16 protein-coding genes are annotated in these 14917 nt (G+C 34.1%); 13 read left to right on the top strand and 3 right to left on the bottom strand.

Annotated features, from left to right (window positions below; all coding sequences use genetic code 11):
* Nucleotides 1–2: 2 nt before the first annotated feature.
* The 5 genes from MHH85_RS18510 (at nt 3) to MHH85_RS18490 (ending at nt 4197) form a co-directional block, all read left to right on the top strand.
* Nucleotides 3–830, top strand: coding sequence for a carbohydrate ABC transporter permease (locus MHH85_RS18510; RefSeq protein ID WP_340708028.1), 828 nt, complete (start codon nt 3–5; stop codon nt 828–830).
* Nucleotides 817–1833, top strand: coding sequence for an N-acetylglucosamine kinase (locus tag MHH85_RS18505; protein ID WP_340708027.1), 1017 nt, complete (start codon nt 817–819; stop codon nt 1831–1833). The genes MHH85_RS18510 and MHH85_RS18505 overlap by 14 nt, the downstream gene beginning before the upstream one ends.
* A gap of 6 nt (nt 1834–1839) precedes the next feature.
* Nucleotides 1840–2745, top strand: coding sequence for an N-acetylmuramic acid 6-phosphate etherase (gene murQ / locus MHH85_RS18500; RefSeq protein ID WP_340708026.1), 906 nt, complete (start codon nt 1840–1842; stop codon nt 2743–2745).
* A 62-nt stretch (nt 2746–2807) separates the two neighbouring features.
* Entirely contained in the window at nt 2808–3689 is an 882-nt protein-coding gene (locus MHH85_RS18495; RefSeq protein ID WP_340708202.1) for a MurR/RpiR family transcriptional regulator, read from the top strand.
* Between the two features lie 109 nt (nt 3690–3798).
* A complete protein-coding gene (locus tag MHH85_RS18490) occupies nt 3799–4197 on the top strand; it encodes a hypothetical protein (protein WP_340708025.1) in 399 nt (132 codons plus the stop codon).
* 83 nt (nt 4198–4280) lie between these two features.
* Here MHH85_RS18490 and MHH85_RS18485 read toward each other — a convergent pair whose 3' ends face one another.
* Both MHH85_RS18485 and MHH85_RS18480 read right to left on the bottom strand, forming a co-directional pair.
* The gene (locus MHH85_RS18485) at nt 4281–5480 is read right to left on the bottom strand and encodes a class I SAM-dependent rRNA methyltransferase (protein ID WP_193738124.1); all 1200 of its coding nucleotides are present in this window, start codon (nt 5478–5480) and stop codon (nt 4281–4283) included.
* 10 nt (nt 5481–5490) lie between these two features.
* Nucleotides 5491–5664 (bottom strand): hypothetical protein, encoded by a 174-nt coding sequence (locus MHH85_RS18480; RefSeq protein WP_340708024.1) that lies wholly within the window; start codon nt 5662–5664, stop codon nt 5491–5493.
* Nucleotides 5665–5731: 67 nt separating this feature from the next.
* On the opposite strand from MHH85_RS18480, the gene solA reads away from it, so the two are divergent.
* The 3 genes from solA to MHH85_RS18465 all read left to right on the top strand — a co-directional run bounded on the left by solA (nt 5732) and on the right by MHH85_RS18465 (nt 8679).
* The gene (gene solA / locus MHH85_RS18475) at nt 5732–6877 is read left to right on the top strand and encodes an N-methyl-L-tryptophan oxidase (protein WP_340708023.1); all 1146 of its coding nucleotides are present in this window, start codon (nt 5732–5734) and stop codon (nt 6875–6877) included.
* Nucleotides 6874–7290 carry a hypothetical protein gene (locus tag MHH85_RS18470; protein ID WP_340708022.1) on the top strand — a complete coding sequence of 139 codons (417 nt, stop codon included), beginning with the start codon at nt 6874–6876 and terminating at the stop codon, nt 7288–7290. The genes solA and MHH85_RS18470 overlap by 4 nt, the downstream gene beginning before the upstream one ends.
* A gap of 381 nt (nt 7291–7671) precedes the next feature.
* Nucleotides 7672–8679, top strand: coding sequence for a C40 family peptidase (locus MHH85_RS18465; RefSeq protein WP_340708021.1), 1008 nt, complete (start codon nt 7672–7674; stop codon nt 8677–8679).
* Nucleotides 8680–8751: 72 nt separating this feature from the next.
* Here MHH85_RS18465 and MHH85_RS18460 read toward each other — a convergent pair whose 3' ends face one another.
* On the bottom strand, nt 8752–9087 hold the full coding sequence (locus MHH85_RS18460; RefSeq protein WP_053418144.1) for a heme oxygenase: 336 nt from the start codon (nt 9085–9087) through the stop codon (nt 8752–8754).
* Nucleotides 9088–9432: 345 nt separating this feature from the next.
* On the opposite strand from MHH85_RS18460, the gene MHH85_RS18455 reads away from it, so the two are divergent.
* The 5 genes from MHH85_RS18455 (at nt 9433) to MHH85_RS18435 (ending at nt 14898) form a co-directional block, all read left to right on the top strand.
* A complete protein-coding gene (locus MHH85_RS18455) occupies nt 9433–10008 on the top strand; it encodes a TetR/AcrR family transcriptional regulator (protein ID WP_340708020.1) in 576 nt (191 codons plus the stop codon).
* A gap of 701 nt (nt 10009–10709) precedes the next feature.
* Complete coding sequence (locus MHH85_RS18450; RefSeq protein WP_340708019.1) at nt 10710–11846, top strand: aldose epimerase family protein; 1137 nt, start codon at nt 10710–10712, stop codon at nt 11844–11846.
* A 591-nt stretch (nt 11847–12437) separates the two neighbouring features.
* Nucleotides 12438–12563, top strand: a complete 126-nt coding sequence (locus tag MHH85_RS18445; protein ID WP_340708018.1) for a hypothetical protein — start codon at nt 12438–12440, stop codon at nt 12561–12563.
* 212 nt (nt 12564–12775) lie between these two features.
* Nucleotides 12776–14353, top strand: a complete 1578-nt coding sequence (locus MHH85_RS18440) for a sensor domain-containing diguanylate cyclase (protein WP_340708017.1) — start codon at nt 12776–12778, stop codon at nt 14351–14353.
* A gap of 80 nt (nt 14354–14433) precedes the next feature.
* Complete coding sequence (locus MHH85_RS18435) at nt 14434–14898, top strand: helix-turn-helix transcriptional regulator (RefSeq protein WP_340708016.1); 465 nt, start codon at nt 14434–14436, stop codon at nt 14896–14898.
* Nucleotides 14899–14917 lie beyond the last annotated feature (19 nt).

The following is a 14917-nucleotide window of genomic DNA, read 5'->3' as shown; positions in this document are numbered from 1 at the left end:
ATATGAAGCAAGTAACTATTTGGACTAAACCTTTCTATTATATAGTTGTTTTTGTTGCTGCGACAATTAGTTTGTATCCGATTTTGTTAATGATTCTTTCTTCATTCAAAACGAGTGCAGAAATTTTTAAAAATCCTTTAGGTCTGCCGACAAGTATTAGTTTAGATACTTATCGGACGTTATTATCAAAAGTCCCTTTTACTACCTACTTTATGAATAGTGTCATAGTAAGTGTTGTGTCAGTATCTTTAATTATCATTGTGTGTTCATTAGCAGCCTTTTATATTGCACGTTTTAAATTTTCGTGGACTAATGCCATTTTCTTTATTTTCTTATTAGGAATGATGATACCGATTAAGTTAGGGATCGTACCATTATTCATTTTGATGAGAGATTTAGGATTAATCAATTCACTTTGGTCATTAATTTTTATGAATGTTGCAACAGGGATTCCGTTAACAATGCTTATTTTGACAGGCTTTTTCCGTACAATGCCTGTTGAATTGGAGGAAGCTGCTCGAATGGATGGTGCAGGAAATATACGCATACTCTGGCATGTGCTATTGCCAATTATGCGACCTGCTTTAGGAACTGTAATTATTATTAATTTTATATCTGCATGGAATGATTTTTTCTTCCCATTAATTTTTATTACTGAAAAGGCGAAAATGACAATCCCTGTAGGAATGATGTCCTTATTTGGTGAACATTCAGCGGATTGGGGATCGCTATTTGCAGGATTAACTTTAGCTTCATTACCAATGATTTTACTATTTTTCATCGCTTCAAAGCAGTTTATGGAAGGACTGACGGCAGGTGCAATTAAATAAACGTTATTTTATTGGAATAGATGGTGGCGGTACTAAAACTCAAGCGGTGATTGGCAATAGCGATGGAGAGATTCTAGCTCTCGTAACTGGTGAAGGCTCGAATATAAAGGCTACTCCAAAAGAAAAAGTTAAAATCCAAATAGGCCATCTATTAGATACGTTGTTAGTAAAATCCGCTATTCAAAAAGCGGAGGTCAAGTCTGTCTTTGTATGTGCAGCCGGTGGTGATCGTGAGGAAGATTCGGTCTGTTGGAATGAATGGATACGAGAGTATTTTCAATCGTATCATTGTACAATGCGAGTTACTAATGATGCAGTAGCTGCTTTAGTAAGTGGAACATTTAAATTGGATGGATTGGTTTTAATAGCGGGTACCGGTTCTATTGCTTATTTAGTACAAGAAGATGGTCGCAAAATTCTTCGAGCAGGGGGATGGGGCTATTTATTTGGCGATGAAGGTAGTGGTTATTATATTGGAACACAAGCATTAAGCCATATCTCACAACTCTATGATTTAAATGAAGAGCTTGATGAATTTTCAGAAGAGGTTCTCAAATATCTTCAACTGAATAATACCGTAGACATCATCACGAAAATTTATGAACAGGAACAACCACGTTTGATAGTGTCATCGATTGCGAAAATTGTTTTGAAGTTAGCAGAGCGAGGTAACGATGTAGCATGTCGAATTGTATTTGATGCAGTAGCTCAATTAGTGCACCTATTGGGAATTATATACTCAAGAGAGGAAAGTGCTAAGTCATTACCAATTGTTGTATGTGGTGGGTTATTTGAAAATGAGTATTTTTTAAACCAATTTGAGCACTCTCTAAACTTAGTCATAGGTGACAATGAATTGATTAAACCATTTGTATCACCAGTAGTTGGTGCATTTACTTTAGCACTTCTTGATATGAGCATTCCAATCACAAAAAAAATGCAAGTCGATCTGTTACAGACATGGATGAAAGTTGATCTTGAAAATAAGATTAGGAGGAATTGAAAATCTATGGAGCGAGAGCCTAAACTGCAAACAGAAGCGCATCATAGGGAAACGAGCAATTTAGATTTAATGTCTGTATCTGAAATTATAAAATTAATGAATCAGGATGACCTCAAAATTCCTCTAGCTATTGAAAAGGTACTACCCAAAATAGAAAAAACGATTAAGGTTGTATATCATTCTCTTGAAACAGGGGGGCGATTATTCTATGTGGGTGCTGGAACAAGCGGGAGAATTGGTTTGTTAGACGCAGTGGAATGTCCTCCTACATTTAGTACATCACCAGAAGTAGTACAGGCAATATTAGCAGGTGGAATCGATGCTGTTGTCTTAGCCGTAGAAGGAGCTGAAGACGATGAACAATGGGGTCAATCAAGCCTAAAAGAACATGGTTTAACAGAACGTGATGTGGTGATTGGTATTGCGGCAAGCGGTAGCACCCCTTTCGTAAAAGGGGCTTTAGTTTATGCTCGTTCTGTCGGTGCTAAAACAATGAGTTTAACAAGTAATCCAAACTCAATTATTAGCGAGTGTGCTGATATTGCGATTGAGGTAGATACTGGTCCAGAAATCTTAACAGGATCTACACGATTAAAGGCGGCTTCAGCACATAAAATGGTATTAAACATGATCTCTACAGCTACTATGGTTCAATTAGGTAAAGTATATAAAAATTTAATGGTTGATGTACACGCGAGTAATAACAAATTAAAAGAACGTGCAAAAAGAATTGTTTGTGAGGCAACAGAAGTTACTTACGAACAAGCAGAGCAAGTGTTAGCTAAAACAGGTTACGAAGTGAAACCAGCGATAGTTATGCTTTTAACACAGTCAACTTTGGATGAGTCAAAACAGCTTTTAGCAAATTCAAAAGGTCACGTTCGTGCAGCAATTCAACTTAAAAATATCTAGATAAGGAAGAGAATATAGTAATCTTTCTTCAATATTAAACAAGGAAGCAGGGGGTTATGAGTATAGAAAAGATGAATTCGGGATTACTTATACTTGCTGAAATGGAAGCTAGCTTGCCACCTTCTGAGCGGAAAATTGCCCAATATATTTTAAAACATCCTGCTGAAGCAATTAAAATGACAGCAGTCGACATTGGCAAACAAAGCAATACAAGCAGTGCGGCTGTCATTCGCCTTTGTAAATCATTGAATTTAAGTGGCATACAAGAATTGAAACTTAGAATAGCCGGAGATTTACAAAGTGAAAAGATGGATGTACGTGATATCGAACCGAATGAACCGTTAGAGCTAACAATTGATAAGATCACAAATCATAGTATGCAAATTTTACGTGAGACGGCAGATTTAATCGATCAAAAAGAACTAAAGCATGCTGTGGATGCAATCTTAAATGCTAAGAGAATCTTCTTTTTTGGTGTTGGTGCATCAGCAATAGCTGCAATGGATGCTTATCAAAAATTTGTACGCATTAATAAATATTGTATGTTTTTCACGGATACTCATTTAGGTGCCACCGCCGTTGTCAATGCTGAAGAGGGAGATGTAGTTGTTGGTATTTCCTTTTCAGGTGAAACACATGAGGTGGCAAAAGTTTTGGAGATAGCAAATGGCGTAAATGCTACAACGATTAGCCTTACAAGATACGGAAATTCACTCATTTCCAGTTTGGCGGATATCTGTTTATATACCTCACCTAAAGTAGAAGCTACTTTTAGAAGTGGTGCTACTTCTTCGAGATTAGCACAGCTACATGTGTTAGATATACTATTTATGTGCGTAGCAACTAGTACATATGAAGAGACGATCGAGTATTTGGATAAAACGAGAACAGTAATTAAAACGTTATATGAAAAAGTTGGAAAACGAAGAATCAGTTATTCTTAAACGAAAAATCAGCTCATTAAGAGAAAGAGGCGCAGTTGCGGCCTCTTTTTATTTAAGATAAAATGTTTTTAATTACAAAAATATAAAATTTTACAAAGTGAGGGATTATTTGAGTAGGTTTTTATTTTTAATAGTACTGACCATTGTATTAGCAGCCTGTGGACAGGATAAATCTGTTGAGCAAATACCAATTGATAAAGTGAAATCTGATATCAAAGAATATATCGAAATCAATGCAACTGAAAAAGGAATATATTTATTTCAGCATGAAAAGGATTTTCATATTTACGTGAATAGTGGAAGCGTTAATCCTAAACAGGTTAAAAATGTAGAAATTAAAACAGAAGGTAATGTATTGAAGGTATATATTGATGAGAATAAAGTAGCGAAAAAGAGTAATGAAGATAAGGGACTATATTTTATACAACCCGGAGATTTGGAGTATGATACGAGGGTTGTTATTCAAAACGGTAAAGAAGTATCAATTAATATGATAGTAGGTATTTAATGAAAATAAAATGTAAACGACATGGCAACATTCTTAAGCCGAAAATATAAAAACCGCAACCATTTTGGTTGCGGTTTAAACTATTACTTATTCAACTTTTTAATAAACACAACTTTTAAATAGTTGAACTCAGGGAAGTCGCGGTTTGCGCGGAAATCCTTTGGTAGAGAAGATTGTTCAACAATTTTGTAGCGAGTGTTTGAATCTTTAAATGCCTTATCAATGAATGTCTTGAACTTTTTCATACCGAAGCTTGCATTGTTTGTAGAAGCAACAATAATACCGTTTTTCTCCGTAATAGCAATTGCGTCCATTAGCAATTTCGGATAATCTTTTGCAGTACTAAATGTCATTTTTTTCGAACGTGCAAAGCTAGGAGGATCTAGTACAACTAAATCATATTTCATGTTATGACGAACGGCATATTTGAAATAATCGAATACATCCATTACTTTAATATTTTGCGCTTCATAATCGATACCATTGACACTAAATTGTTCAATCGTTTTCGCTAAGCTACGTTTTGCAAGATCTACACTCGTTGTTTCTTTAGCACCGCCAAGAGCAGCAGCAACAGAAAATGCACCAGTGTAAGAGAAAGTATTCAGCATATTCGTATCTTCTGCATAATAGTCACGGATTGTACGACGTACATCGCGTTGATCAAGGAAGATGCCAGTCATTGCACCATCATTTAGGTTAACAGCAAAATTCATACCATTTTCTTTAATAATGATAGGGAAATCACCAGGTTCACCCATTACGAAATCATCTTGCTCGATATATTGGCCCTTCGTATCAAAACGTTTTTTCTCATAAATAGCTTTGAATTCAACTAATTCAGCAAGTGCGTCATAGATATATTGTTTGAAGCTATATATTCCATCACTATACCAACTAACCATATAATAACCATCAAAATAGTCGATTGTTAGACCGCCAATGCCGTCCCCTTCTCCGTTAAATACACGGAATGCCGTCGTTTGGCTATCTTCGAAAAAGTCAGCACGGTGATCTAGTGCATTTTTCAATTTAGTTTTGAAAAATGCCCCATCGATCTCTTCATGTTCTTTTGTCGTAAGGACCCAACCAATTCCTTTATTTTGATTACCATAATATCCAGTTGCTAAATAGCGGTTAGCACGGTCCACAAGACGAATAAGTTCGCCTTCTTCACGCAGCATATCTGTATTAACTACAGCCTCTTTTAAAATTAATGGATAGCCTCTTTTTAAATCTGCAAGAAAGCTTTGATCCACTCTAAGTGTTATCATTTTTGTCATCATGTCATCCTTAATATTCGTTTTCCTCATTATCGCATTTTTCGCCATAAATTGCGAAACTAATGAGGAAGTTTAGTGTTGATTCAATAATAAAATAGTCGAATATATGAAACACAGCTATTAAAGGTATCTCTTCCAATATGTAACGTTGAACAACAAACATGTACATTTCAGCAATATTCACTAACACTCCCCAATATTCTAAAAATTCATAGTAATATATTTATAATAAGTATCAAGGGGGAATGAAAATGCATTATGATGTGATAGTTATAGGAGCAGGTTCAATGGGAATGGCTGCGGGCTATTTCCTTTCACAAAGTGGAAAAAAGACTTTACTATTAGATGCCTTTAATCCGCCACATGATAAAGGAAGTCACCATGGTGAGACACGCATAATTCGTTATGCATATGGTGAAGGTGTAGAGTATGTTCCACTTGCATTACGTGCACGTGATTTATGGCAAGAACTTGCACAACAAACAGGTAAGGAAATTTTCCTTCAAACGGGTGTCATAAATGTTGGGGACAAAAATATTCCATTCATCAAAAATGTGATTAAGAGTGCAGAGGAATTTGATCTACCTTTAGAAGTTATGACGGCATCTGAGGTGAACGAAAAATGGGATGGTATGCAGTTACCTGAAAATTTCCTCGGTTGTTTCGAACCTACTTCAGGCGTATTAAGAGTAGAATCATGCGTTGAAGCTTATAGAGAATTAGCATTAAATGCAGGAGCAACTATTCGTACAAATAGCCGTGTTACTAAAGTCTATCCACAGTCTGGCAAAGTTACGATTTATACAGAAGATGGTGCAACATTTACAGCAGACTCAGTAATTATTTCTGCAGGTGCTTGGTCAGGCGAATTATTAAAACAGCTGGATTTAGAACTTCCACTAAATCCAATTCGAAAAACATTCGCTTGGTACGATGTAGACGAAAGATACTACAATCAAAACGATTTTCCGGCTTTCACATTCGAGCTTGCGGATAGTATATACTACGGCTTTCCAAGTATTGATGGCGCTGGATTAAAAGTTGGTCGGCATGATGGAGGAGATACCATTATTCCAGATGAAGTCAAACTTGCATTTGGTGATGTTGTCGGCGATGTAGAAAATCTAAATGGATTCCTAGATGAATTTATGCCACGTGAGCATGAGTTGAAATTGGGAAAAACATGTATGTACACAATGACGCCAGATGAAGATTTCATAATAGATGTCCACCCAAAATACAATAATATCGCCATAGCAGCTGGTTTCTCAGGACATGGTTTCAAGTTTGCTAGCGCTGTCGGAGAAGTACTAAGTAACCTGATTACAAAAGGATTTACAGATTTAGATATCAAACCGTTTTCTATTAAACGGTTTAGTAAAGTTGGGAAAATATGATTACAGTAAAAAATGCAGAACAGTATCTCAAAAACAAAATTGCAGGAATTCCAAGTAATCCTGCAACTGTTTGGGAGATATTCAAGGAATTTGGTAGAAATCCGGTAGAGGGAGAGGAGGAAATTGCTTTACTTTTCGAATGTGGTACATATAATTTTACCGGCGAAAATTTGTTTTATTTAGATTTTGTAAGACAATTTGCAACGGAAGATAATGATGAAATGGAACAATTGCATTGTGAATTTACTTTTAAGCCAACTTTTGATCTTGAAAACCTGCAGTTTCACGAATTTTACTTTGATGTTGAGGGTGATGTAGAAGATTTCTATAGAAACATTGAGTCGCTTCAGGAATTTCAAATCCCAATTTCAATGACGCCTCTAAATTTAAATATTTTCCAAGAAGAAACATAATTAGTTCTATTACTAAATAGAAAAACTCCCTTAGCTATTAAAGCATAAGGGAGTTTTTTTACATTTAATAATTATGATTTTAAAAAGTAGTTACCATTCTCAGTAAAAATTGCTCAATTAAATAATGGCATCATAAAAAGTAGTATTAAATGGAAAATTAATCCGTTTATATTTCCGTTGTATTAAAAATTGGATATAGTAAAAGGATTTTGAGTTATTTGTAATAAAGTGTAATGACATTGTAAATGAAATGCCGTTGTTTCTCCAACTGACTTTCCTTAGTATTAGTAGTGGAATTAATAAAAAAACGTTATATACACCCTTAAATATCGAAATATTATTATCTACCATAAAAGAGAAAATTGGAGGAACATTATTCATATGAACAAGCAAACAGTATTTAAAGCTATCACAGCAACTACTTTGACATTAACACTTGGACTTGGAGCATTAGTAAATAATCAACCTCAACAACCAACACAAACAAATGCAACAAATGTTTTACAAGATTCTGCTAACAAAATTACGATGGTCTCAAGCTCAAAAGCAACTAAAATTTCAGGTAAATATAAAACAACAGCAGCATTGAATATGCGTAAAGGTCCATCTACAAGCAGCAAGAAAATTACAACACTAAAAAAAGGTGCAGTCGTAACAGCTACATATAAAAAGAAAGTAAGTGGTACAACATGGTACAAAGTAAAACACGGTGGAAAAACTGGTTGGGTATCTGGTTCATACTTAAAAAAATATAAAAAATCAACAATATCTACTGCGAAAGCAACAAAAATTAGCGGCAAATATAAAACAAAATCAGTATTAAACATGCGTAAAAGTGCATCACTAAAAAGTGGGAAAATAACAACGCTAAAAAAAGGAGCTGTCGTGACAGCTTCATATAAAAAGACCGTAAGCGGAACAACATGGTTTAAAGTTAAACATAGTAATAAGACAGGTTGGGTATCAAGCTCATACTTAAAAAAATACAAAAAAACAACAACAGTTTCTAGCTCGAACTCAGCACTTCGTAACAAAGTTATAAGTGTGGGTAGTCAATATTTAGGCGTTCCTTATGTATGGGGTGGCATGTCGCCATCAGGTTTTGATTGCTCAGGTTTTACAGCTTATGCATATAAAAAAGCTGGATATGGAACATTACCACATAATAGTCGCTCTCAACGTGCTGTTACTAAAAAAGTAAGTAGTCCAGAAGTAGGGGATTTAATCTTTTTCACTGCAACACCAGGCGGTAGCACGATTACACATGTAGGTTTATATGCAGGAAACAACAAAGTATTACATGCAGCAGGGAACAAAGTACAATATCAAAGTGTTGCAAAAGGTAGTTACTGGGAACCACGTATTGTAAGTTACGGTTCATTAGATTAATAGCGTAAATTTAAAAAGGCTCTAACTGGAGAATGACAACTTCAGTTAGAGCCTTTCTTATTGAATAATAGCTTAAGCTTGAGGTGCTTCAATGCGTGAAACAATTTCAGCTATAACGATTTGACTACCAAGCATTGGAGATTCTTTAGGAGCTTCACCTGGTTTTGCCTCTGGACGTTTGTGAGATGCTTTGAATGCATCACTTTCACGCCAAGCTTTGAAGCCATCAAGTGTTTCCCAGTACATATTAACGCTCATTTCATCGTATTCTTCAAAATCTTTGCATACAGCTACTTCAACTTTGACAAAGCCTTCAAATGATTGAAGTGCACCTGGACGAGTGAAATTAGGTGCCATTTTTTCAGCAAAGCCTTTTTTCGTTTTAATACGGTTAGTTACTACGAACATAAACAATCTCTCCTTTTTTAAAAACATAGGCATACTAGAAACTTATGCCTTTTAAGAAATCGTATACCATTCCGAAATGCCAATGCAAATAAGAACCTATATTTTATATAAAATAATTCTAAAAATGCTAATACCGTGCGAGTTAAGTTAAATTCCCTAATTTTAACAGATGCATTACGTGTCTAAATGTTAATGTCCTATGGAGATTTTTGAGTAGTAGAGAATATGGATTTAATCTATAAACGTAATATTTACTATTTCAACGCTAATATTGGTAACTAAAGGTATAATGTAGTGTATATGTACTTATGTTAGAGGAATATTTTATAAATAGAGGTGAATAAAATGGCGAGAGAGAGAAAATTTACACATGATGAACTATTTACAACAACGCATTTACTTTTATTGAGGTATGGATATGAAGGTTTTACGTTTAGCTTACTAGCAGAGACTTTACAAGTTTCGAGGGCGGCAATTTATAAACAATATATGAACAAAGAAGAGCTTATTAGTAATTATATGGTATCGGCTTTGCAGAAGGTGCATGTTGAATTAAAATCGATTGATCAACAGATACCTTTACTAGGGCAGTTAGATGAATTACTTACAAAAGTATACAAATACAAAAGTTTACAGCAATTTTTCGGAATTGGAAATCAAATTCAAGATAATGGGTCTGAATTGGTGATACTGAAAAAGAAAATTCTGATGCAATTGCAATTAGAGATGAGAGATATCATACAAGAGTTGATTGAACAAGGTAAAAAAGAAAATATTTTAAATAAAGAAATACCTAGCGATTTAATACTTGGATTTATACTTCAAAGTATAGCAACACCAAATCGTGAGGGATTTGCACAGGAAGAATGGATTCGTTCTATTAAAGAACTAATTCTCTATGGCATTACTAAGGTAAAATAAGGGGATAGCTTGGCTAATATTTATATAACATATTCGACTTTTTATACATAAGTAGGCGCGTTAATGACAGGGAACAAGGAAATGGAATCAACCATACAATTTTATAAACGTAACGCTTTCCGATATAAATCAGTCTATTTCTTAATTGAAGTAGGCTGTTTTTTTTTTTTTTATAGTAATCATTCGAGCGAAAATTGAGCGTAGGAGCCTTACAAGGGGCAGCTGGTGCCATAAGACTGGACGAAAACATATTAAACAAAGGTATTTTTATTGAAAGTTAGCATAACGGGGCGTCTGCCTCCACTTGATTCACCAGGACCTGTTTCGATTATAAATTCATCGTCATATTGTTCGGCCATCAATGATGAAACGGTTGCTTTGTTTAAACAGGAAGAGAGGGCAATATCTGCTCGTGAAATTGATGTTGAATAGACAAACTAAATTACCTGTGTTAAGATAACATTTAATTTAGAATATTATGGTAATTAAAAAGGAGGATAATGTACGAAGAAGTTCAGAGGATTACTGTTTTTTGTAGCTTATTTTTAGTAATAATTGTTCTTTCTGCTTGTGGTGAAGCTGCAAAAAAATGAAAGCGATAACAATGTTGACAAAGGGAATAACAAGGAAAGATCAGAAAGTATGAAAATTGGTCTTTCAGTTTCAGATTTAACATTGGAGCGTTGACAGCATTCCATAATATGCAAACTATTGAAGCGCGTTTTAAATCTCTTAGTGAAAAAAGATGGTTAAACATTGAAATAGTTATGTTCAGAAAGAGAGTGGACCATATGAAACTTACCACAAAATACATAGGTGAAAAAAATGGCCAAATTATTTATGAATATAGTATTCAAAATAATCAAGGTCTAAAATTTTCTTGTACAAACTTTGGATGTATCATTACGAAATTAATTGTGCCAGACCGAGAAGGAAGATTAGAGAATATCGTATTAGGATTTGATACGATTGAAGAATACGAGAACAACCCACATTTTATCGGTGCAGTTATTGGGCAACATGCCGGAAGAGTTGCAAAGGGGAAAATTTTAATCGATGGAAAAGTCATTCAATTACCATGTAATGAAGGAGGAAATCAATTACATGGTGGTAGAAATGGTTTTGACAAAAGCATTTGGAATACTACTATCATGGAGTCAAAAGATGAAATAGTATTACAATTTGAATATACCAGTGTTAATGGAGATAACGGATTTCCTGGCGCTGTAGCGGCAAAAGTGAAATACATTTTTAATAATGCTGATGAGTTGATTGTTGAATATCGTGGTATATGTGATCAAAAAACAGTATTGAATATGACAAATCATAGTTATTTTAATCTTAGTGGCAATTTAAGAAGAGATATTTCACAACATATTTTGAAAATTAATAGTAGCCACTTTTTGTCTTTAAATGATGAGTTATTGCCGACTGGTAGTTTAGAAGATGTAGAAGGAACAGTATTTGACTTTCGATCTGAACGAGTAATAGCAGATGGTATCCACTCTGCTAATGAACAAGTGATTATTGCTGGTCAAGGCTATGACCATCCTTTTAAATTATTAAAGAGTAGTGAATATGATGTTGTTTTGAAAGATGATAATAGTGGTAGACAATTAAGCATAATAACTAATAATCCATATATCGTTTTATACACAGGCCAAAAACTAGGTGATGGTAATCTTTTTGGGGATATTGAATCTAAAAATTATTTAGGTTTATGTTTAGAAACGCAGTTACCACCTTATTCGATTGAATATGATGATTTAAGAGAATCTACTTTGGAAAAAGGTAAGGAGTATTATAAGTATACAAAGTATATTTTCACAACTAATTAATAGTGAAACCGCTTAGTGCCATCAAATACTAAGTGGTTTTTTGATGCCATTTTCTGCATTATTGTTTACATGAAAAGAAGTCAAAAAGTTCCGAAATAGGTATGGGAAGTCCAAAAATATTAATAAGAAAGATAAGTTATTGATTATATGTTAGACAAACTGTGGGTCTTTAGGCATTAAAATAGAAGTATACTTTGACGATACTATACAGTGTTACGATGGTGAAGATTCTGTTTTTCCCTATTCTAAAAAAGAGCTGAATAATGATTGAGACGTAGTATAATAGAGATTTTGAAACTTCCTAAAATTATTGATTTAATCGTCTTATATAGGCTGAACATATGTTAGAAATAACGTTTTTTTATATCCAATTATAAATTTAGCCATAAATAGTGTTCTATTTATGGCTGACTTTAAAGGATTATTTTTTTAGAATTAATAGTCTTAATGCGACAGTAATCGAGCATGGTTAGCGTCGTATTAGAATTTTTATCAATTTTAATGTATAATAGTAGTAGGAACGAAAGAAAATCATCGAAATAAGTATAGGAATTTCAAGAATGTCAATACGAAGATTAAGGGGTTGATCGTATGTTGGACAGGTTATTGAGGTTTTTAGGTATTAAAATAGATGATGTAGATGAAGATTTTGACGATACTATACACTGTTTCGACAATGCAGATTCTATTTTCAACCACGTTAGAGATAAAGAATAGTAGGGTACTGCCTTACAAATAATTAACATTAATAACTAATAAATTTGGATAAATCGCTTTTAAGCTAAATGGCTTAATAGCGATTTTTTATTTTAAAAAGAGAATAAATTACTTAGAAAATAGTTAATTATTGTATTTTAAACAACTATGGTATGTTACTATTTTACTTGATGTATTATATCAAGTTATAGAAGGAAAATAGGTAGGGGTATATGAAGAAAATTAATCTAAAACTACATCATTTAATTATCAGTGTAGCTGTTTTGGCGTTCCTTTTAACAATTGCTAGTAGTTTGTGGAGTAGTTATCATACGAATACGCAATCCTTACAAGAAAGTACTCTTGAAACGAATCATGCGTACGCTCAAAAGCTAGCAATGACAGCAAATGATTATATGAAAGAGACATTACAAACCCTTAATATAAGTGCTGAAGAAATTACGGCTATTTTTGACGATGAAGATAAGTTGTTACATGAAGCAGATCGGGTAAAGAATCAAACAAATACTTTTAATTCTGTGGCTATTGTAGACGCACAGGGAGAAGTACTTGCAACTTCCCCTCAATCTCTAGATTTAAAAGGAAAGACTCTTACTTCTAATGCTATAAAAGAGGCAATAATACAAAAGAAACCATTAATATCAAAGCCTTATAAAGGAATTACAAATCGTTTGCTCATCTTCATTTCAGTTCCAATTTTTGCTGAAGAGGGCTCATATTTAGGGCTAATAGGTGGAACTATTTATTTGAAAGAAGATAATGTATTGAACGAGGTCCTCGGTGAGCATTTTTATAAAGACGGTTCTTACGTATATGTAGTAGATAACGATGGCCGCATAATTTATCATCAAGATAAATCACGTATTAATGACGTTGTATCTGATAATAAAGTTGTAAGTGAAATGCTTGAAAACCATAGTACAGGTGCAGCTCGATTGATTAATTCTAAAGGTAAGGACATGCTTGCAGGATATTCGTATATTTCAATTGCCGATTGGGGAGTTGTGGCACAACGCTCGACTGAAATTGCTTTGGAACCTGCAACAAAAATGGTGAAGAAGATGCTGTATGTTGCATTACCATTATTGCTCGTTTCACTAATTATCATCTTATGGGCTTCACTTAAAATTGCACGTCCATTACAGCAACTAGCGACATTAACGGAAAGTAGTATGAAAGCAAACGAAGAAAAGAATCTTGCTCAAGTACCCGGCTGGTATTATGAAGTTATACAACTAAAAAAAGCATTAATTCAGAGCCTATCTTTTCTCCATGGACAAGTAAGTTTCTTTATGGACCAATCAACGACAGATCCACTTACAGGATTGACGAATCGAAGAACATTAAATGAACGAATGCAAAAATGGACAAGTGGAAGTACACCTTACTCAATTATTTTAATAGATATAGATCATTTCAAGTCGGTGAATGATACATACGGTCACGGTGTTGGAGATGAAGTATTAAAATTCTTAGCTTTGAAAATGAAAAAAGCAACAAGAGTAAATGATTTATGTTGCCGTTATGGTGGAGAAGAATTTATCATCTTACTGCCGAATACATCTGCAACAGAGGCATATTTAGTAGCAGAGCAGTTACGTACAGATATAGAGCGAACTATAAGTCCAACTGGAAAAAACATAACAATTTCATCAGGGATTGCAGAATATCCTTTAATGGCAAGTGAGCCAGCAACAATGATTGGATTAGCAGATCAATGCTTATATGAGGCGAAAAAACAGGGTAGAAATCGAGTTGTAATGACAAAAGAAATATCCATTGTTCTGTAATTCATCTAATAATAGAAAATTCCCTTTTTGCATTTAATAGTATAAAATTACACTAAAAGAAACAAATAAGGGTGATAAGTATGGATAAAGAAAAAATCATTAGTATCGTTACTGAGAAATTTAAGTTAGTACGTACGGAAAATAACTATACTCAGGATAAAATGGCTGAGGTATTAGGTATTTCAAAAAAAACACTTGTTCAAATCGAAAAACAACGAACCCCATGTGGCTGGACAACAACAGTTGCACTATGTGCCCTATTTAGAGAAAGTTCAATTTTACAAAATGCAATGGGTGGCGATCCGATGGAAGTAGTGGAACTAACAGCGCATGACGTGATTGCACGTCCTAAAGAAAGAACTATGGGCGGGCATGTCTGGTGGCGTACAATTCAAGAGGATAAAGGATATCGTTTGCAACGAAATATTTTAAGTAACCACTATCGAATTTTAGACTCTGAATCATATCGTTGGTTTAGTACTATGAATGAAGAAGCAGCATTGGAAGAATTTACTCGTATATTAGAAGAAAATCACACTATTTAATTATCAGGCATCCATGTAA

It is taken from the genome of Viridibacillus sp. FSL E2-0187, assembly GCF_038006425.1.
Lineage (GTDB): Bacteria > Bacillota > Bacilli > Bacillales_A > Planococcaceae > Viridibacillus > Viridibacillus arvi.
Note: the sequence above shows the minus strand (reverse complement) of the source record. Positions and strands in the feature narration are given on the sequence as shown.

Coding starts and splice junctions, on each gene's coding strand:
- MHH85_RS18510 (WP_340708028.1), top strand. CDS start 3: ATGAAGCAAGTAACTATTTGGACTAAACCTTTCTATTATATAGTTGTT.
- murQ (WP_340708026.1), top strand. CDS start 1,840: ATGGAGCGAGAGCCTAAACTGCAAACAGAAGCGCATCATAGGGAAACG.
- MHH85_RS18485 (WP_193738124.1), bottom strand. CDS start 5,480: ATGACAAAAATGATAACACTTAGAGTGGATCAAAGCTTTCTTGCAGAT.
- solA (WP_340708023.1), top strand. CDS start 5,732: ATGCATTATGATGTGATAGTTATAGGAGCAGGTTCAATGGGAATGGCT.
- MHH85_RS18470 (WP_340708022.1), top strand. CDS start 6,874: ATGATTACAGTAAAAAATGCAGAACAGTATCTCAAAAACAAAATTGCA.
- MHH85_RS18465 (WP_340708021.1), top strand. CDS start 7,672: ATGAACAAGCAAACAGTATTTAAAGCTATCACAGCAACTACTTTGACA.
- MHH85_RS18460 (WP_053418144.1), bottom strand. CDS start 9,087: ATGTTCGTAGTAACTAACCGTATTAAAACGAAAAAAGGCTTTGCTGAA.
- MHH85_RS18455 (WP_340708020.1), top strand. CDS start 9,433: ATGGCGAGAGAGAGAAAATTTACACATGATGAACTATTTACAACAACG.
- MHH85_RS18450 (WP_340708019.1), top strand. CDS start 10,710: ATGCAAACTATTGAAGCGCGTTTTAAATCTCTTAGTGAAAAAAGATGG.
- MHH85_RS18445 (WP_340708018.1), top strand. CDS start 12,438: ATGTTGGACAGGTTATTGAGGTTTTTAGGTATTAAAATAGATGATGTA.
- MHH85_RS18440 (WP_340708017.1), top strand. CDS start 12,776: ATGAAGAAAATTAATCTAAAACTACATCATTTAATTATCAGTGTAGCT.
- MHH85_RS18435 (WP_340708016.1), top strand. CDS start 14,434: ATGGATAAAGAAAAAATCATTAGTATCGTTACTGAGAAATTTAAGTTA.